This window comes from Candidatus Eremiobacterota bacterium, assembly GCA_031082125.1.
GTDB lineage: Bacteria > Vulcanimicrobiota > CADAWZ01 > CADAWZ01 > Ess09-12 > Ess09-12.
Genome location: JAVHLM010000041.1, coordinates 1 through 16,853, shown reverse-complemented (window position 1 = coordinate 16,853; position 16,853 = coordinate 1). Strand labels below are relative to the sequence as shown.

General features: G+C 52.8%; 18 protein-coding genes, 5 tRNA genes and 1 other RNA gene. 14 read left to right on the top strand and 10 right to left on the bottom strand.

Translation table 11 applies throughout. From position 1 onward, the window contains the following. Position 1: 1 nt before the first annotated feature. The 6 genes from mnmE to rpmH form a co-directional block, all read right to left on the bottom strand. Positions 2-1,387, bottom strand: coding sequence for a tRNA uridine-5-carboxymethylaminomethyl(34) synthesis GTPase MnmE (gene mnmE, locus RDV48_28430; GenBank protein ID MDQ7826758.1), 1,386 nt, complete (start codon positions 1,385-1,387; stop codon positions 2-4). Positions 1,388-1,486: 99 nt separating this feature from the next. Continuing rightward, entirely contained in the window at positions 1,487-2,119 is a 633-nt protein-coding gene (gene jag, locus RDV48_28425; protein MDQ7826757.1) for an RNA-binding cell elongation regulator Jag/EloR, read from the bottom strand. A gap of 33 nt (positions 2,120-2,152) precedes the next feature. Next, positions 2,153-2,842, bottom strand: a complete 690-nt coding sequence (locus RDV48_28420; protein ID MDQ7826756.1) for a YidC/Oxa1 family membrane protein insertase — start codon at positions 2,840-2,842, stop codon at positions 2,153-2,155. 24 nt (positions 2,843-2,866) lie between these two features. Then, positions 2,867-3,073: a membrane protein insertion efficiency factor YidD gene (gene yidD / locus RDV48_28415; protein MDQ7826755.1), complete on the bottom strand. Its 207-nt coding sequence runs from the start codon at positions 3,071-3,073 to the stop codon at positions 2,867-2,869. A 4-nt stretch (positions 3,074-3,077) separates the two neighbouring features. Continuing rightward, positions 3,078-3,425 (bottom strand): ribonuclease P protein component, encoded by a 348-nt coding sequence (gene rnpA / locus RDV48_28410; GenBank protein ID MDQ7826754.1) that lies wholly within the window; start codon positions 3,423-3,425, stop codon positions 3,078-3,080. Then, a complete protein-coding gene (gene rpmH, locus RDV48_28405; protein MDQ7826753.1) occupies positions 3,426-3,560 on the bottom strand; it encodes a 50S ribosomal protein L34 in 135 nt (44 codons plus the stop codon). A 385-nt stretch (positions 3,561-3,945) separates the two neighbouring features. Here rpmH and dnaA point away from each other — a divergent pair, with 385 nt between their 5' ends. The 11 genes from dnaA to RDV48_28350 all read left to right on the top strand — a co-directional run bounded on the left by dnaA (position 3,946) and on the right by RDV48_28350 (position 10,016). Further along, complete coding sequence (dnaA, locus tag RDV48_28400; protein MDQ7826752.1) at positions 3,946-5,334, top strand: chromosomal replication initiator protein DnaA; 1,389 nt, start codon at positions 3,946-3,948, stop codon at positions 5,332-5,334. Positions 5,335-5,592: 258 nt separating this feature from the next. Then, positions 5,593-6,720 (top strand): DNA polymerase III subunit beta, encoded by a 1,128-nt coding sequence (gene dnaN, locus RDV48_28395; GenBank protein MDQ7826751.1) that lies wholly within the window; start codon positions 5,593-5,595, stop codon positions 6,718-6,720. A 72-nt stretch (positions 6,721-6,792) separates the two neighbouring features. Continuing rightward, positions 6,793-6,885, top strand: a tRNA-Ser gene (locus tag RDV48_28390). Between the two features lie 92 nt (positions 6,886-6,977). Next, positions 6,978-7,051, top strand: a tRNA-Arg gene (locus RDV48_28385). Positions 7,052-7,057: 6 nt separating this feature from the next. Then, positions 7,058-7,131 (top strand) — tRNA-Arg (locus tag RDV48_28380). Between the two features lie 22 nt (positions 7,132-7,153). Next, positions 7,154-7,648: a tRNA adenosine(34) deaminase TadA gene (gene tadA / locus RDV48_28375; GenBank protein MDQ7826750.1), complete on the top strand. Its 495-nt coding sequence runs from the start codon at positions 7,154-7,156 to the stop codon at positions 7,646-7,648. Beyond that, positions 7,625-7,713, top strand: a tRNA-Ser gene (locus RDV48_28370). Before tadA ends, RDV48_28370 begins: the two co-directional genes overlap by 24 nt. Positions 7,714-7,949: 236 nt before the next feature. Further along, positions 7,950-8,046: transfer RNA gene (locus tag RDV48_28365), tRNA-Ser, on the top strand. 16 nt (positions 8,047-8,062) lie between these two features. Beyond that, positions 8,063-8,329, top strand: an RNA gene (gene ffs / locus RDV48_28360) — signal recognition particle sRNA large type. A gap of 110 nt (positions 8,330-8,439) precedes the next feature. After that, positions 8,440-9,450 carry a M23 family metallopeptidase gene (locus RDV48_28355; GenBank protein MDQ7826749.1) on the top strand — a complete coding sequence of 337 codons (1,011 nt, stop codon included), beginning with the start codon at positions 8,440-8,442 and terminating at the stop codon, positions 9,448-9,450. Positions 9,451-9,503: 53 nt separating this feature from the next. Beyond that, positions 9,504-10,016, top strand: coding sequence for a DUF4870 domain-containing protein (locus RDV48_28350; GenBank protein ID MDQ7826748.1), 513 nt, complete (start codon positions 9,504-9,506; stop codon positions 10,014-10,016). On the opposite strand, the gene RDV48_28345 is transcribed toward RDV48_28350, so the two are convergent. The 4 genes from RDV48_28345 to RDV48_28330 are packed head-to-tail and all read right to left on the bottom strand — an operon-like array spanning position 9,925 to position 13,597. Continuing rightward, on the bottom strand, positions 9,925-10,515 hold the full coding sequence (locus RDV48_28345; protein MDQ7826747.1) for a DUF721 domain-containing protein: 591 nt from the start codon (positions 10,513-10,515) through the stop codon (positions 9,925-9,927). The genes RDV48_28350 and RDV48_28345 overlap by 92 nt on opposite strands. Then, positions 10,508-11,629 carry a DNA replication/repair protein RecF gene (gene recF / locus RDV48_28340; GenBank protein ID MDQ7826746.1) on the bottom strand — a complete coding sequence of 374 codons (1,122 nt, stop codon included), beginning with the start codon at positions 11,627-11,629 and terminating at the stop codon, positions 10,508-10,510. Before recF ends, RDV48_28345 begins: the two co-directional genes overlap by 8 nt. Positions 11,630-11,636: 7 nt before the next feature. Then, entirely contained in the window at positions 11,637-12,647 is a 1,011-nt protein-coding gene (locus RDV48_28335) for a radical SAM protein (GenBank protein ID MDQ7826745.1), read from the bottom strand. Next, positions 12,644-13,597, bottom strand: a complete 954-nt coding sequence (locus tag RDV48_28330) for a radical SAM protein (GenBank protein ID MDQ7826744.1) — start codon at positions 13,595-13,597, stop codon at positions 12,644-12,646. The genes RDV48_28335 and RDV48_28330 overlap by 4 nt, the downstream gene beginning before the upstream one ends. Positions 13,598-13,771: 174 nt before the next feature. Between RDV48_28330 and RDV48_28325 the strand changes: the two genes are divergently transcribed. The 3 genes from RDV48_28325 to RDV48_28315 all read left to right on the top strand — a co-directional run. Beyond that, positions 13,772-15,145, top strand: a complete 1,374-nt coding sequence (locus tag RDV48_28325) for an SPASM domain-containing protein (GenBank protein MDQ7826743.1) — start codon at positions 13,772-13,774, stop codon at positions 15,143-15,145. A 24-nt stretch (positions 15,146-15,169) separates the two neighbouring features. Further along, positions 15,170-16,624, top strand: coding sequence for a radical SAM protein (locus RDV48_28320; protein ID MDQ7826742.1), 1,455 nt, complete (start codon positions 15,170-15,172; stop codon positions 16,622-16,624). Between the two features lie 21 nt (positions 16,625-16,645). After that, on the top strand, positions 16,646-16,853 hold a 208-nt coding region (locus RDV48_28315; protein ID MDQ7826741.1), incomplete at its 3' end, for a hypothetical protein.

Genomic DNA, 16,853 nt, shown 5'->3' with positions numbered 1-16,853 from the left:
CTCACTTCCCTACGCAGAACTGGCTGAAAAGCATATCGAGAACCTCTTCGTCAAAGTGCTCACCCAGGAGCTCACCCAGGAAGTGAAGAGCTCTTGAAAGGTCGATGGCCAGGAGATCGTGGGGAAATCCCCCTTCCTGGGTCCTCAGGGCCTCATCCAGAGCCTTTGTTATCTTCAGGAGGCTCTCTCTCTGCCGTATCCCTGCCATGACGCAGCCTTCAAGGGGAGCATGGCATGCAATCCTCCCATGGAGGCATTTCTTCAACTCCTCCATTCCCTCGCCGCTCTGGGCCGAAACCACCACTGCAGGGCATTGGCCCTCCATGGCCCTTATCTGCTCCCGGGACACCCTCCGGGGCAGATCGGATTTGCTCAGCACCACAAGGTACTCCGTGCCCCTGTTCCTCACCATCTCGTAAATCTCGCGGTCCTCCCTGTCGGCCTCGCAGGAAGAGTCCACGACCAGAAGCACGAAGTCGGCTTTCTCCAGGGCCTCCTCGCTTTTCTCCACGCCTTTCCGCTCGATGAAATTATCGGTCCTCCTGATGCCTGCCGTATCAGAGAGCACAAGGGGAATGCCCGATACGAGGCAGCTCTCCTCAAGGGAGTCCCTCGTCGTGCCGGGGAACTCGGTGACGATGGCGCGCATCTCGCCGAGGAGCACGTTGAAAAGCGATGATTTTCCCACGTTAGGCTTTCCCAGGATGGCTACGCGGACGCCGTCGCGGTAAATCTTCCCCGCCTTTGAGAGCTCCACCATGGCCACGGCCTCGTCATGGAGCGCCCCGAGCCTTTTTGTGAGCTCTCCGCGGGAAAGGGAGGGAATGGCTTCATCGGGAAAATCCATGGGCCCTTCCACCAGGGCAAGCACCTCAATGAGCCGTTGCCTGAACAGTGAAAGCTCCCGCGACACCTTCCCTGAAAGCTGTGAAAAAGCCAGTTCCATGGCTTTATCGGACCGCGCGCGTATCATGTCCAGCACGGCCTCGGCCTGGATCATATCAATACGCCCGTTCAGAAAAGCTCTTCTGGTAAATTCACCAGGCATGGCCATCCGGGCTCCAAGAGAGAGAAGCACCTCCAGGATCCTGGAAAGGGGTGCCATGCCCCCGTGGCACTGGATCTCCACCACATCCTCCCTTGTATAGGAATGAGGGGCTTTCATCACCATGAGGAGGACCTCATCGATCATGCCTCCATGGCCGGGATCGCGGACATATCCGTAGTGAATGGAATATTTTCTGAATCCCGGCGGTCCCGAAGGCACGAAAATGCGGGAAGCGAGGACCAGGGACTCTCTTCCGCTGATCCTCACAATGCCAATGCCTCCCTCCCCCTGGGGGGTGGCAATGGCGGTAATGGTGTCATCGCGGGAGCAGGAGATCATGGCACTCACCCGATATGGTCAGAATTCGAGGCGCCCCGTAAAAAATCCCGGGATCACGGGATCCCGGGACATAGAAACGCAGAGTATCCATGGCGCCTTTCAGGACGCCGTCTTCTTGGGACTTATGACCACTTTTCTCAGAGGCTCCTCGCCCTGTGAAAAAGTGCTCACATGAGGATTGTCCTGCAAGGCAAGGTGGATTAACCTTCTCTCATTGGCCATCATCGGCTCGAGCACTACATTTTTCCTTTCCTGACGAGCTTTTTCAGCAAGACGCCTCGCAAGGTCCTGGAGGCTTTTCTCCCTCCTGGAGCGGTATCCCTCGACATCAAGGACGATTTTCATTTTTTCCTTGCTGTCACGGTTCACAATAAGGTTCACAATAAACTGGAGGGCTTCAAGGGTCTGGCCGCGCCTCCCTATGAGAAGCCCCAGGTCGCCTCCCACGACATTGAAATGAAGCTGGCCTTCAACGGATTCCTTCTCGATCTCCCCGGTAAGATCCAGAATCTTCAGTACCGTGGAAATGACTTCTTCCGCTTTATCCTCGGCCTCTTCCTTGAACTTCACCCTCACGCGCGCAAATTTGGTTCCCCAGCCGAGGACTCCCTTGGAGCCTTCGTCAATGACCTCCACTTCGATGCGCTTGTCGTCGGCTGATGCGCCAAGCTTTTCAAGAGCGGCCTTCTTTGCCTCCTCGACTGTTCTTCCGTATTCTTCGACTACTTTCATGTAGTGCCCCCCTTATATCTTCAGAGTGTTTGCTTACAAGGCGGCTCCCTTTTCCACGGCAGGCGCAGGCTTAGAAGACTTCATGATCATGGCCTGCTGGAAGACGCTCAGGAGATTGAACATGAGCCAGTAAAGGATAAGTGCGCAGGGAAACTTCCACTGCCACATCATGTAAGTGAAAAAGATGGGCATGAAGATGCTCATGCCCATCTGGGCTTTCGCTGTTGCGGGGTCGGAGGTGCTCGTTTTCTGGGTGAGATACATGCTGAACCCGTAGAGGATAAGAAGGGGCATGTCATGGCCCGCAAGGCTCTTTGCAAACACCGCGGGATACTTGTAGGAGAGAGGGCTTCCGATCCAGAGGAAATAAGCCCTCGCAAAGACTTCATTGTAGCCTGAGATGGTCTGCCAGATTCCCCACAGGATGGGCATCTGGATCAGGAGCGGAATGCAGCCCCCCAGGGGGTTCACCTTGTGCTTCTTGTAAAGAAGCATCATCTCGGCGTTCATCTTCTGGGGATCGTCCTTGAACTTCTCCTGCAGCTTCTTTATCTCAGGCTGAATGGCCTGCATGTCCTTCATGGCCTTGTACTGCTGGTTGGTGGGAATATAAAGGGCGACCTTTATCAGACCCGAAAGGATCACGATGGACCACCCGTAATTTCCCGTGAGCTCATAGAGGAAATCTATGACCTGCATCAAAAACTGCTGGATATACTGCAATGCAATCCTCCCCGGCCCGGCCTGCTATTTCACCGGATCGTAGCCCCCTTTGTGAAAGGGGTGGCATTTCAATATTCTCTTCACTCCCATGGAGGTACCTTTCCAGAATCCATAGGCCGCTACTGCCTCCAGGGTATACTGGGAGCAGCTCGGCGTAAAGCGGCACACGGGAGGAAAGGGTTTCCTGAGGAACTGGTAGAGCCTTATCATAAGGATTACGAGTTCTCTCACTCCGTCACCTCTCCTGCCTTTCATTCAAGATCCCCGCTCTGGCACAGACCTCAAGAAAGCCTTCCTGCAGAAGGTGAAAGGCCGCGTTGCTGCTCGGTGCTCTTGCGACAAGCACAAAGTCCCATCCAGGGCTTATCCTGTTTATGTTGAGCCTTACAATCTCTCTGAGCTTCCGTTTTATCCTGTTTCTTGCCACTGAAGATCCTATTTTCTTGCCTACGCAGATGCCGAAGCGGATAGACGGCCCGGCACTGGAAATATAGAGCACAAGCAGGCGATGGGACACGCTTCTCCCCTCTGTGATTATCCGGGAGAACTCCCACGTGTGCTTGAGAGTTGAGGCTTCGTGCATCTACGCGGAAAGGCGCTTCCTTCCCTTCTGCATCCTTCTCTTCAATACATTCCTGCCGCTTTTTGTCGCGCTTCTCTTCAGAAATCCATGCTCTTTCTTTCTTATGCGCTTCTTGGGCTGATATGTTCTTTTCATCGGATCGTTTCCTCTTCGCCAGTATTTTCACATAAAAGACCGCACTATCGGATGGGTGATATTATACCTTGCCCCATGGTGAATGTCAAGTTCAGAAAGCCTGTCATGGCATGCCTTTCATGCTTTCGGCCCCCCGGAGCGCCGGGAGGCACCCCCGGAGTCCCATGTGGGGAAAACATTTTCCACCATATTTTTTTTCTTGAGTCTCTATGACGATGGCAGGCTTATCGGAAAAAGTTATCCACAGGGAGACCTGCGATTCTGTGGATATGTGGAAAACTCATGAAGAGGAGATTTTTAAAAGACTTCGAAGAGCATGATGAAAGAGAAAAAGACCGTTTTTCCCCATACCAACCAGACTATCCCTTATAAGGAGATCCCGACAATGAACGAGTCTGTTAAATCACCTGACATTGAGCTGCTCTGGAAAGAGTGCCTGAAGATTCTTGAGAATTCCGTCGAAAAGCCCACCTTCGAAATGTGCCTCAAGGACGTAAAGCCCCTTTCGCTGGAAAAGAACACCTTTACCATTGGAGTAACGCCCTTCGCAAAAAACCTCCTCAAAAGGAAAAGCGAGTGCAAGAAGCTCATCACCGACACCCTTTCCGGCCTCAGCGGCGAACGGTACACCCTCAGCATCACCGCCATGGAACCCCAGGGAAACGGGTCAACGAAGGAAGAGCCCCATGGACTTCTCCAGGCGCCCCAGGCGTCCCCTTCCAGAGAGCTCCAGCAACCGGCGCCGCAGGCATTCTTTCTGAACCCACGCTATACCTTTGATACCTTTGTCGTGGGAAACAGCAACAACTTTGCCTGGTCGGCCTGCCGCGCCGTCTCGGACTCACCCGGATCGTCATACAATCCCCTTTTCATTTACGGAGGCGTGGGCCTTGGCAAAACCCACCTTCTCCAGGCAATCGGCAATGAGATAATGGGCACCAGGAACACCCTCAACGTGTTTTACATCTCGACGGAAAAATTCGCCTCAGAGCTTATCCGGTGCCTTGAAGAGCGCAAGATGGTGCAGTTCAAGGACAAGTACCGGAACGTGGACGTGCTCCTCATCGACGACATCCAGTTCCTGATAGGCAAGGAGAGGACCCAGGACGAGTTTTTCCACACCTTCAACGCCCTCCATGATGAAAGAAAGCAGATAGTGCTCACAAGTGACAGGCCTCCCAAGGAGATACCCACCCTCTCCGACAGGCTCAGATCCCGCTTTGAATGGGGCCTCATCGCCGACATCCAGTCGCCTGACATAGAGACAAGGGAGGCCATCCTCAGGAGAAAAGCTGATTCTGAAAAGATAAAGGTGCCCCTCGAGGTTATCGCCTTTATCGCGGAGAAAATCACGTCAAACATCAGGGAGCTCGAGGGAGCCCTTATCCGCGTCGTGGCTTACGCTTCGTTTCACAAGAAGAACATTGATCTCCAGATAGCCCAGGACGCTCTCAAGAGCATCCTGCCTGACACTCAGGACAGGTTTCTCACCCCTGAGATAATCCAGAAGAAGGTTGCCGAATACTTCGGCATAAAGGCTACTGACATCATCAGCATAAGGAGGGACCAGAGATTTGCCTATCCCCGCCATATCGCCATGTATCTCACCAAGGAGCTTACCAACCTCTCCTACCCTGATACGGCAAAAGCCTTTGGAAAAAAAGACCACTCCACGGTCATTCATGCCTACAACAAGGTGACAGGACTCCTCGACGATCCTTCCACAAAAAACAATATTGAAAATATTAAAAACCAGTTAAAAGATCGCTCGTAACCTGTGGATAAAAGGGAAAAGAAGAGAACAAAGGAAGGCCATGAGGAAAGAGGGAACACATGTTCGTAGGTTTTCACAAGACTTCCCACAGCACATGCTGCGCCAAAACCCCTGCGGCTGCGGCCTTGTGCGCCTTTTCCACAGAATCCACAGCTCTTACTACTACTACTACATGGCATGTACTTGTATTGCATGGATTTATAGAGGCTGGTGACAAAGACTTTCACCTCCCCACTACCAGAAAAGGAGATCACTAGAATGAGAGCTACCATCCACAAAAAGGATCTTGAAAACGCCATATCCATTGCCTCCAACGCAATAAGCCAGAAGAGCCCCCTTCCCATCCTCTCGCATTTTCTCATCAATGCCGAGACAGGAAGGCTTAAGGTATCAGCGACGGATCTGGAGCTGGGAATTGAGTGCGTCACAGACGCCCAGGTGATTGAAGAGGGCTCCTTTACTACTCCTGCCGACAAGTTCAAGGATATAGTGAAGCTGCTTCCCGATGAGGATCTCTCCCTTCAGAAGGATGGAGAGGAGCTCGAGGTGAAATGCAGCTCCTCTAATTACCGGTTCATGACGCTCCCGCCCGATGAATTTCCCCTCATCCCGAGGTTTGACGAGAAGCCTGACATCGTGATATCGCAGAGGAATCTCAAGGAGACTATAAGGAGCGTCATATTCGCGACAGCTTCAAAGGAGGAGACGAGGGCGGTCCTTACAGGCGTGCTGGTGATAGTGAAAGGCAACACCGCCGACTTCATTGCCACTGACGGCAGACGGCTCGCCATGATGAAGGAAGATATTGAGAGGGATTCACCAAAAGAGCTGAAATTTGTTATTCCAGGCCATACCCTCTCCGAAATATCGAAGTTTCTCAAGGATACCGACGACAAGGTCCGGATAGGAGTGAAAAGCGGGCAGGTCTTCTTTGACACGGGAAGCGTCTTTATCCTCTCGAGGATTCTTGAAGGGAAGTTTCCCCAGTTTGAACAGGTGATTCCCGAGCGTTCAAGCAAAAAAATCACCATATCGAGGCAGAAGTTTCTCTCCGCGATGAGACGTACTCTCATCATGGCCCAGGAAAAAAACAACCCTTTTCTTGTGAAGACTTTTATCAAGAGTGACAGGCTTATTCTGAAGGCCAATACACCTGACGTGGGCAGTGCCTATGAGGAGGTCCCCTGCTCACTTGAGGGTGACGAGGTGGAGATTGCCTTCAATGGACAGTATTTTCTTGATGTGCTTGCCACTCTTCAGGATGAGACGGTGATATTTGAGGTGAGCAATAACGAGAGCCCCGGCGTGATAAAGCCAAAGGGGAAGGACAAGTACCTCTATGTCGTAATGCCGGTGAGGATAAAAGAAGAGGCTGCGGTGGAATGACGGTTCAGCCGGACATATTGCAAAGAGAAGGGAAATGTGATAAAATATCAAAAACAGTTCTCTTTGTGTGATGGAGAGATGGCCGAGTGGCTGAAGGCGAGCGCCTGCTAAGCGTTTGTAGGGGTTTTTAAGCCCTTACCCTGGGTTCGAATCCCAGTCTCTCCGCTTGCCGATACCAAGTTATAGGGCAGGGGAGAACCGTCCTATAACTTTTTCTTTCATCATCTGCGGGAGCGCAGATGATGAAAAAGGCTTATGCGCCCGTAGCTTAACTGGATAGAGCAACAGACTACGGATCTGTAGGTTGGAGGTTCGAATCCTCTCGGGCGCGCTCCCTGCGCTCGTAGCTCAACTGGATAGAGCGTCGGCCTCCGGAGCCGAAGGTTGGAGGTTCGAGCCCTCTCGAGCGCGCCTTGGAAAAATGTTGAACGGCATGGAAAGCGTTGACAGTCTGTATATGAGAGAGGCCCTCTGCGAGGCTCGGGCAGCCTTCGATATAGGTGAAATCCCCGTGGGGGCCCTCATAGTGAAGGGGGGGCAAGTGCTCAGCAGGGCTCACAACACAAGGGAGACCTGCCGTGATCCCCTCGGCCATGCAGAGATGACGGCGATAAAAAGGGCCGCCGAGGTGATTGGGGACTGGCGTCTTGAGGGGTGCACCCTCTACGTGACTCTCGAGCCCTGTCCCATGTGTGCCGGAGCTCTCCTGGAAGCCCGCGTGGAAAGGGTTGTGTTTGGGGCTCACGATGAAAAAATAGGCGCCGTAGGTTCGGTGCTGAACATAGCGGACTATCCCGGTCTCGGGAGAACTGTCAGGGTCAAGGCCGGCGTGCTTGAAGGGGAGTGCCGCATGGTGCTTGAGCGCTTCTTCAGGGAGCGTCTCAGGGCATCCCGGGCACATGAAGGAGAGATGGCTGAGCCTGGTTGAAAGCGCTCGACTCGAAATCGAGTAAGGCCGTGAGGTCTTCGGGGGTTCGAATCCCTCTCTCTCCGTTCTTACAGACAGCCCTCTTCGTGAAGGGGGCTGTCTTTTTTGCGGTCATGACCAGGAGAGCTGAAAAACGGCATGGGGCATGGAGGGCGTGGAATTATTACATAATTGTTAACATCTGGTGTTTTTCTCACACCTTCTCTCTATGGTTCACTGCTCTCAGGGGCTATGCAATTTTATTGAGGTTCTGAAAAGTTGACTTATGGAAGATTTCCTTGTATCATAAAAGGTAACTTTTGGAGAGATGGCTGAGTTTGGTTGAAAGCGCACGACTGGAAATCGTGTAGACGGATGTATAATCTGTCTCGAGGGTTCGAATCCCTCTCTCTCCGCCACTTAGTAAACGGATTTTTGTGCTAGGTGGGGAGGTAGCGGTTCCCTCTGCCTGCAATCCGCTATAGCAGGGCTGAAAACTTGCCTGAGGGGATCTACGCTTCCAGGACTGCCTGTCGCAAGTGGTGTTGAAGATCGGGCTCTGCGCAATGGTAACTTATGAACCCCGTCAGGTCCGGAAGGAAGCAGCGGTAAGTAAGCACTACCATGTGCCGCAGATTCACCTGGTTGGAGCTAACTGCGGCAGTAACGCTGTGAAGGGTAGCCTCAAGGGTAAGTGCACAAAAATATGATCCCAAGGAGGAGTTTGAAAAATTTTGTAGAATTGTCTGAAATCTTTTCGTTTTTTGCGGGAGAAAGAAAGAGAGCCCGAAGGACATGAAAAGGAGGTCTTGATGGAGGGAAGAAGAAAGGCGACACAGAAAAGCTTTTTGAAAAAGGCCTGGACTGTCAGATTCGTATCTTCCAGTTCACGGCACACCCACGTAGTAAAGATCAAACCGATGCACATCATTCTTGCCCTTGTGCTGATCTTTTCCGCAGCCATGGCGCTTGTAAGGCATAACACCCAGAAGATAAAAGCAAAAGAAGAACAGCTTGTGGCTCTCAAGGATTCCAGCGTTCAGCAGGAACAGATTATTGACACCCTCAAGGTGGAGAAAAAGCAGATATCGAATCTCGTGGAGAAGCAGAACCACGAGATGTCGGCAAAACTCGAAGCCCTCGAGAAGAAAAGCAACGAAGTGCGGAAAATAGTAGGGATAAAAACAGATTCCAAGTCTATTGCCTCAAGGAAGCGTCCCCTGCGGGGATCAAGAGGCGGAAATGCGAGCGTCTTCAAAATAAGGAACGAGATGAAGGTGCTCAGTCACAAGTTGTCAGCGCAGACCAGGGAAATGAGCCTCCTTGAGGTGGAGGCGAAGGCCTTCAAGAAGGAGCAGGACCGGCAAAGGATGCTCAGGATGCTTGAGGCCATTCCGTCGCAGTGGCCCGCTTCAGGCGCATTCATGTCGGGATATGGGATGCGGATGCACCCGATTTACGGATACGAAAGGTTTCATTCCGGCATCGACATCGCCGCTCCCTACGGGTCATCGATCTATGCCACCGCTTACGGAACTGTCACTTACAGCGACTATTATTCCGGCTACGGCTACACCGTCCTGATAGATCATGGGAACGGTATCACGACTCTCTACGGCCACTGCTCCGCCCTCATGGTCAAGCAGGGCGATGTGGTGAGAAAAGGCCAGCTCATTGCCCAGATGGGCTCCACGGGAGTCTCGACGGGCTCCCACGTGCACTATGAGGTTCAGATGGCCGGGTCGCCGGTGAACCCCGAACCGTACCTTGAGTATTCAGGGATGAAGCTCGCGCAGCTGAAAAAGAGGTTCGGCATCAACTGAAGCCCCTTCTCTCAGGGACCTCTGACCGCCGGGGAGCCTCAGGAGGTATGGCGATGAAAATACTTCCTCCTCTGGAAGAAGAAGACACCATGCTCTCGGCTCTCTCGTATCCTTTCTGGTATGTGACAGCCTGGTTCGTGTTTTTTTCCAGGAAAAAGGATGAGCCCTTCGTCAAGTTCCATACCATCCAGTCCATCGCCTTCGGCCTGGCCATGAGTGCCGGGTACCTGCTCCTTATCTTCATGCTGGTGGGGATTTTTCACTGTGTCCCCTCTCTCAGGAAGATAATCCATGAGCAGGGATTTGTATGGAAAGGCTACATGGCTCAGGGTTTTTTCATGGTGGCAGTATTTCTGGTCTTTCTTCTGCTCTTCTTTGTCGGGCTTTCCCTTATCCTTTATTATTCAAATAAAGCTTGGAAGGGCGAATACTTCAAGATCCCCTTTATCGGCCAGAGGATAGAGGACCGCTACTTCAGCTATCTTCGGGACGACGTGGAACAGGAGGCTGCCGGGAAGCCTCCTCAAGCACACAAAAGGGACACAGTGTTCCCCTCTCAACAATGACCCCGCACCCGGCGCAGGGTTTCCCCCCCCTGGCCTTTTTCCTGCCCAGGGAGATTCTCTCCTTCCTCATGATCGACGCGAGACGGGCCCTGAGAGCTTCGTCGCTCACTTCCGAGGCGATGGCGTCTATGGCCTGTTCCTCCTCCTGCGAGAGCGTCACCTCAGGTTCCTCCTCTTCCGGGGCCGGCTTCTGTACCCTGATTTTCCGGAAGGGAAATACTGCGGAAAATCTGATGTCCTTCACCGCAAGGGGGGCGCAGTGCCTGTTGAGCTCCTCGAGGAGCGCCTTCTTGAGTCCCGTGAGGTGTGCTACCCAGACAGAGTCTGTGGTGTGCACAAAGAGCGTGCCGCCGGAAAACTTGAAGGGCTGAGTTTTTCTGTCTATTTCGTGGCCCGCCGACTGCGACCACTGGAGAAATATCCATTGCGCCTGGAAATGATTGTCGCTCCGGAGCCTCTGCATGGACTTTTCAATAATCTCTCTGAGGAGCTTACTCATAGGCGGTAATCCTTCCCTCCCTGACGGTGTAAATGGTGCATCCCTCCTGCAGGGTGCGGGGCACAGGGATGAAATGGGAGGAGAGAAAGACCTGCCCCCTTGTGCCGAGGTGCCGCCAGAGATGCCGGGCCCTTGCCTCGTCGAGTTCGGAAAAGCAATCGTCCATGAGGAGTACCGGCAGATCGCCCGTGGAGCCCTCAATGGTCTCGCTCTCGGCAAGCTTCAGTGCAATGGCCGCATAGCGCTGCTGCCCCTGGGAGCCGAAGGCCCTCAGGGGGATATTCTCAAGCATGACATTAAAATCATCGCGGTGGGGGCCGTACAAGGTGGTACGCCTCGCCTTTTCGAGGCTCCTGCTTTTTTCCATGACCGCCAGGAAATGCCGGTGAATGGTGCTCTCATCGCTTCCCTGGAGACCGAAGGAGGGGGAGTAGCCTATGGTGAGCTTTTCCTTTTCACCGGTGAGGTCATGATAGAGTGAGGCCAGGGTGAGAGAAAACTTTTCAAGGAGCTCCTTTCTCTCTTTGAGGAGTGGTGTCCCGTAACGGGTGAGCTGTTCTTTCCAGACCCCCTCCATCTCAGGGTTTTTCTCAGGTCTTGCCGACTTAAGCCAGTGGTTTCTTTCCTTGAGGGTGCTGTAGTAGCGCTGGAGACTGAAGAGATAAGAGGGATTTATCAGGCAGAGCATGTGATCCAGGAAGCGCCTCCTGGAAAAGGGAGCTCCGGTGATGATGGCAAGGTCATGGCGGGAAAATATCACGTTTTTCACTTTGCCGATATACTGGGAGAGCTTTTTCAAGGGAGCGCCGTTGAGGACGATCTTCTTTCTCAGTGAGTGATCTTTTTCCCTTATCAGCACAAAGGTTACCTCTGAATTCAGCCCGCCCTGCGACACTTCTGCTTCCACCCTGGAGCATGAGCTTTGCCAGGCGATAAGCTCAGCCTCCCGCATGGTGCGGAAAGAGCGCCCCGTGGAGAGAAGCCCCAGTGCTTCAAGGATGTTGCTTTTTCCCTGGGCATTTTCCCCGAAAAAGAGAGTGATTCCTTCATGGGGCTCCAGCTCCAAACGGGTGATGTTCCTGAAATCTTTGATGGAAAAGCTCTTTATTCTCATGACCGGCTCACCAGGAGAGCGCATGGTGGGTGAGAAGGGTGGCGGGGCCTGTGAAAAAGGGGGCTCCGCGCAGCACCACGGCGGCATCTCTGAGCTTTTCCCCCCTCACGGGGATAAACTCGCCGTCGCCGAAGTGCTCGGGGTACTCCATCCAGGGGCCTTCGCAGAGGAGATCAAAGCGGCACTCTCTGCACCGGGTGAATTTCCTCTTTATCCTCTTTCTCTCCCGTGCCCAGTCCATGATGGGCTCCAGGCCGTATTGCTTCAATTCTGTCTCGTCGCTTAAGAAGTACGTCAGATCCTGGACATAGCGCTCAAAGCCTGTCATCAGGCAGAAAGGGACGGCCTCGACGTCCACCGGTATTCCATAGGACTCAAGAGAAGCAATGGCGCGGTGGAGGGCAGGGACAAGGGAGGTATAGGAAGGGACCACGTCGGCAAAGAGCTTTCTCGCATTGCCGCATGCATGGGGGAATACAATACTCACTGCACTGACACCAAGAGCCACGAGATACTCCGAGGTGTGCTCAAGCCGCGGGAGGTTCACCTTGGAAAGAACGATTTTCCCTGAAACCTCTGCTCCCAGGTTCACAAGGTTTTTAATCCCCATGACGGTCTCCCTGAAGCTCCCCTTTTTTCTGGTAATGGCGTCGTGGAGCTCCTCCCTGTCGGCATGGAGGGCCACGCAATAGTTGACAGGGGCCGTTTTCGTTACTTTCCTGGCAAAGTCAGCAAAGTGGAATGCCCTCCCGTTGGTCTGCATCATTATGGTGTATCCCATCTGCCGCGCATGGGTGATGAGCGTGACCAGGTCGCTCCTGATGGAAGGCTCTCCTCCCGTAAACACGATAACCTCTGCGCCTCTCTCCCTGCTGTCGCGCATTTCCTCGATATACCTCTCCGTGGAGAGATCCTCAGAGAAGCCTTTCCCAAGGCACATGTCCCTGTTGTCGGAGATCACGCAATGGATGCAGTCATTGTTGCACGAGTATCCGAGCTTGATGTCAACCTTTTTCATGACGGATTCCTGCCCACTCTGCTGATCATATCGCTCACCACCCTGTTGCAGTAATTGCAGCTGTTGAAGCCGATAAACCGTCTGTTCTCTTTCATGTCCATGATTCTCTGATGGACTATCTTTTTTCCTACCTCAAGGAGCTTATTGTAGGCTTCTGTGATGGTCATGTCCTCCATGTGCCCGACTGCCGCTCCATGCTCCAGCGTGGCACAGCAGAATATCGCCTCGCCTTCTGCATTGATGGTGAGCGAGGGATCGCCCAGCTCAGAGCAGAATATGATGGAGCCATTCTGAGGGCTCATTTCAAGAAAGCGCTCTATCGGGTAGATCTTGTGTTTCTCTTTGAACCGGGCAAGTGCCTTCCTTACCTTTTCCATCTCTCCCATGTTCAGGAGAAGATGCCTGTTTTTTTCTGTCATGATGGTATTACTTATTTCGATATGAGACAGAGAGTTTTTTATGCACATCTCCAGGTAATATTCGATGCACTCGTAATTCAATTTGGTGAGGCACAGGGCGACAATTATCTCGAGGCCGCTTTTCCTGAGGTGGGTGATGGATGAGAGCAAATCTTCGAGATTATCTATGCCGCGCATCAGGGAATGCTCCCTTTTCAAGCCGTCGATGCTGATTTTTATCGAGGAGAACGTCTTGCCATATTTTTCCGCGGCGTGGGCATAAAAGTACCATAAAATTCCGTTTGATGCGACAGAGAAGGTATAGCCCTGAGAGACTGCAGCGTCAAGAAGGTCGTCAAAGCGGGGATGAAGGCAGGGCTCCCCGCCGGTAAGGCTTACCGTGGTAAAACCGAGTTCCTTTCCCTCCCTGAGGATTCTCTCAAAGAGGGGCAGGGGGATGTCCAGGGGTGAAGGTGAATGGCCTCTCAGGCAATGGGCGCACTTCAGGTTGCATCGTGTGGTGCAGAGAAACATCATATGGCTTGAAGGCATATAATAACCTCATACAACCGTTAATTGTATCAGAACTGAAAAGGGAAGTCAACCTTCCGGACGGCGAATCCCGCATGAAGAGATGTTCCCGTGATGCCTTGTATAAAGAGACTTTCCATAGTAGAATATGAGAGGTGCAATGATCCTACAAGCCAGGCCGCAGGGAACCATATTATGAGCATCAGCGTGATACCGCAGGGGAAGGAGAATGTATTTATCGGGAAAAAGCCGGGGAGCATCCTTGCAAGAAAAGGTGAAAAAATACTTGTGCTTGTTCCGGAGACCGGCGCATGGGATATCATTGACAGTACCAAGGCTTCATTTCTCGCCAGGCTGGAGCAGCCTGTGCTATGGAGCAGCCTTGTTCTGGGGAAAGAGCCCTATGAGGTGAAAGGCCTTGAGGCATTGGTGCAAAGGCTCTATCACAGGGGAATAGTGACTCTGAACGGCAAAGGCAGATCTGCCGGTGACCACGGGATACACAGAGAGCGGCAGGGATTCAGGTGGATAACCATTGAATTCATGAAAAGCGGCGGTGCGGGAAGCGATCACCATATTCTTGAAAAGGCTCTCGCTGAAAAGATCATCGGCGCTTCTCTGGGAGCACCCTGCCATAAAAAGCTCCATCTGCACATTCATATCGATGATCTGGGGAAATGCTTTGATGAGTTCCGTGCTTTCATGGCAGTGATAGAAGAGAAGGCAAGAGCTCACCAGAGAGAGGTCCATAGCACCCTCTCACTGGAAAAGCTCTTTGAAGAGCGCCACAGGGATTATCTTAAGGATCACTCAGGAGAGGTCTGCTGCTCCTTGCGCGGCAGCCCTGCCCAGTGGGAAAGTGCCCTGCGTTTCATGGGGGAGTCCAGGGAAAGAGGTTTGACCATCGTACCAAGAGCACTGACGAAGAACCGCGAGGAATCCATGAGTGCCCTTGCGGCTCTGGTGTGCGAGGGATATGGAGCAGTGATAATATCTGCCGATACTCGTCCAGGGAGCCACTGCTCACCTGATGATGATTTTTCTCTCTGCTCCGTTGAGATGCTTCGGCATGCTGCGCAGTGCGGCTGGGAGCACCGTATGCCGCTGGTAATCAACGAGCTCTCTCACAGGGTGAGCCGGGTGGTTCACCGCGGTGCACCCGCAGGCTCCTCACCTCATCCCTGCTTCTCTGTCCCCTGTGCCTGCGGGATTTCAGCCCTGTCCTTTGACTGTGAAGGAAATATCTACTCCTGCGGCTTACAGAATATGGGAAGCTCCTCGCCGGTGTTTCTTGGACATATCGATGAAGTGCCTGATCTCTCCCGGTTTGTGGAAAAAAACAGGGTTCTCGCGGTGTTGTGCTCAAGAAATAAAGAGCTTGTGCCCCGCTGCAGGCGATGCGAGGTGAGAGCCTTCTGCGGAGGGGGCTGTGCGAGGAGGACTGCGCTTGCATATGATGAGGTGGAAAGGGAAGATCCCCTCTGCCGGACTCTCAAGAGATTCTATGAGCAGGTCTTCTGGGAGCTTGACAATAACCCGCTTATAGAAAAAATACTGAGTAACTGCTGATGGTGCAAGGATGAGGAGAGAGCCATGTCGCTCAAAGATACTATGGTGATACCTGCCAATGCCATTCTCTCCAGGGCTCCGGGGCTCTCTTCCTTTCCAAGGGATGAGCGCCTCCTTGTGATTGAAAAAGAATCAGCCTCCTGGATGGTCCTCGAAGGCCGGGAACGGCAGGTTTTTAAAGAGTTCACGAGGCCCCTCGCCTTCCCGGATTTCATCTCCCTTGCAAAAGGGCACGGTATTGATGACAGTGACAGGGCCGCCGATTTTGCGGCAAGGCTTTATCTGAAAGGCATTATTGAGAGTAACGGCAGGCACTTCTGTAATGTGCGCAGCCTGTGGGATCATTCAAAAACCTACACCTATCCGGGATTTCTCTGTCTGCACCCCACGGAGCAGTGCAATTTCGGCTGCCATTACTGCCTGTCGAGGGCAGGTCTTCACCGGGAGAAGATGCCCCTTGCCACCGGGGAGAAGATAATTGACAAAATATTGACAGAGCTGCCTCTGAGGCACCTTTGCGTAGATTTTCACGGCGGTGAGCCCTTTCTTGTCATCGATGAAGTGAAGCGCCTCATAGACAGGGCTCACCGGCTTGGCAGGGAAGGGAGGAAAAAGGTCACCTTCTGCATTCAGACCAACGGCTCACTTGTCACCGGTGAGGACATTGACTGGCTCAGGCAGTATGATACAGAGCTTGGATTCAGCATTGACGGTCCCGAGGAGATCCATGACCGCCACAGGGTATTTTCTGATGGGAGAGGCTCGTTCAGGAAAGTATGGGAGAATTTCGAGCGGGTAAGGGAGCAGTGGAAGCCGCCGGGAGTCCTTGCTGTCGTCGATGATCCACTCTTCTACAATGATGTCTTTGATTTCTTTGTCTCGAAGGGGATCAGGTCCTTCCGCATCAATTTTTCTTCGTGCATCGGGAGAGCCGAGGATGAGCTGGAGTTCTCCCTCACGAGGGCCGAGGAGTTCGCAACTCATTACCTTGAAATGGTGGACAGGGCTTACCACTTTGCAAAGGAGCATGGCGTCAGGCTCAAGATAGAAGATCTCACGAACCAGATAAGGAACATAGTCACCAGGGAAAGACCTTTCATGTGTGACCGCTCCCCCTGCGGGGCTGGGCGATCAATACTCGGCTTCGGGACTGACGGCGGCATCTATGCCTGCGAGGAGGTGGCAGGTCTGGGAGATTTCAGGGTGGGCAATATTTTCAAGGTTCCGTCGTTAAAAAATATGGTGGACGAAAATTTAATTTTACGAGGATTATATGAGCGTACTGTAGAAAATATTCCGAAATGTAGAAAGTGCACCTACAAAAGATTCTGTGGAGGGGGGTGTACAACCAAGACTTTTACATGGTTCGGGTCGTTCATGAGGGAGAGCCCTATGTGCCGTTTTTATCAGAAAGTTTATCATGAACTGTTCTGGAAGATCCATGAAAGGCCCGACATGGTTGAACTGCTGAGTGCATAAACACTTGAAAGGAGTTGCAGAGTGGAAAAAAGATTTGTCCATATCATAATTGGTCTTCTCGTGCTCGTAATACTTGCCGAAGGGTTCTATCTCATATTCGGTAGCGCAGGAGGCCGCGGCGGCGGTGGCGGCCGCGGTGGCGGTGCCATGATGGGTGGTCCCGGCGGCGGTGGCGGCGGCGGTGGACAGATGGGTCCCGGCGGCGGTGGCGGCGGTGGACAGATGGGTC

Bases quoted from the DNA above. Each gene is read 5' to 3' on its own strand.
- mnmE (MDQ7826758.1), bottom strand. From the start codon at position 1,387: ATGATCTCCTGCTCCCGCGATGACACCATTACCGCCATTGCCACCCCC.
- jag (MDQ7826757.1), bottom strand. From the start codon at position 2,119: ATGAAAGTAGTCGAAGAATACGGAAGAACAGTCGAGGAGGCAAAGAAG.
- rnpA (MDQ7826754.1), bottom strand. From the start codon at position 3,425: ATGCACGAAGCCTCAACTCTCAAGCACACGTGGGAGTTCTCCCGGATA.
- rpmH (MDQ7826753.1), bottom strand. From the start codon at position 3,560: ATGAAAAGAACATATCAGCCCAAGAAGCGCATAAGAAAGAAAGAGCAT.
- dnaA (MDQ7826752.1), top strand. From the start codon at position 3,946: ATGAACGAGTCTGTTAAATCACCTGACATTGAGCTGCTCTGGAAAGAG.
- dnaN (MDQ7826751.1), top strand. From the start codon at position 5,593: ATGAGAGCTACCATCCACAAAAAGGATCTTGAAAACGCCATATCCATT.
- tadA (MDQ7826750.1), top strand. From the start codon at position 7,154: ATGGAAAGCGTTGACAGTCTGTATATGAGAGAGGCCCTCTGCGAGGCT.
- RDV48_28355 (MDQ7826749.1), top strand. From the start codon at position 8,440: ATGGAGGGAAGAAGAAAGGCGACACAGAAAAGCTTTTTGAAAAAGGCC.
- RDV48_28350 (MDQ7826748.1), top strand. From the start codon at position 9,504: ATGAAAATACTTCCTCCTCTGGAAGAAGAAGACACCATGCTCTCGGCT.
- RDV48_28345 (MDQ7826747.1), bottom strand. From the start codon at position 10,515: ATGAGTAAGCTCCTCAGAGAGATTATTGAAAAGTCCATGCAGAGGCTC.
- recF (MDQ7826746.1), bottom strand. From the start codon at position 11,629: ATGAGAATAAAGAGCTTTTCCATCAAAGATTTCAGGAACATCACCCGT.
- RDV48_28335 (MDQ7826745.1), bottom strand. From the start codon at position 12,647: ATGAAAAAGGTTGACATCAAGCTCGGATACTCGTGCAACAATGACTGC.
- RDV48_28330 (MDQ7826744.1), bottom strand. From the start codon at position 13,597: ATGCCTTCAAGCCATATGATGTTTCTCTGCACCACACGATGCAACCTG.
- RDV48_28325 (MDQ7826743.1), top strand. From the start codon at position 13,772: ATGAGCATCAGCGTGATACCGCAGGGGAAGGAGAATGTATTTATCGGG.
- RDV48_28320 (MDQ7826742.1), top strand. From the start codon at position 15,170: ATGTCGCTCAAAGATACTATGGTGATACCTGCCAATGCCATTCTCTCC.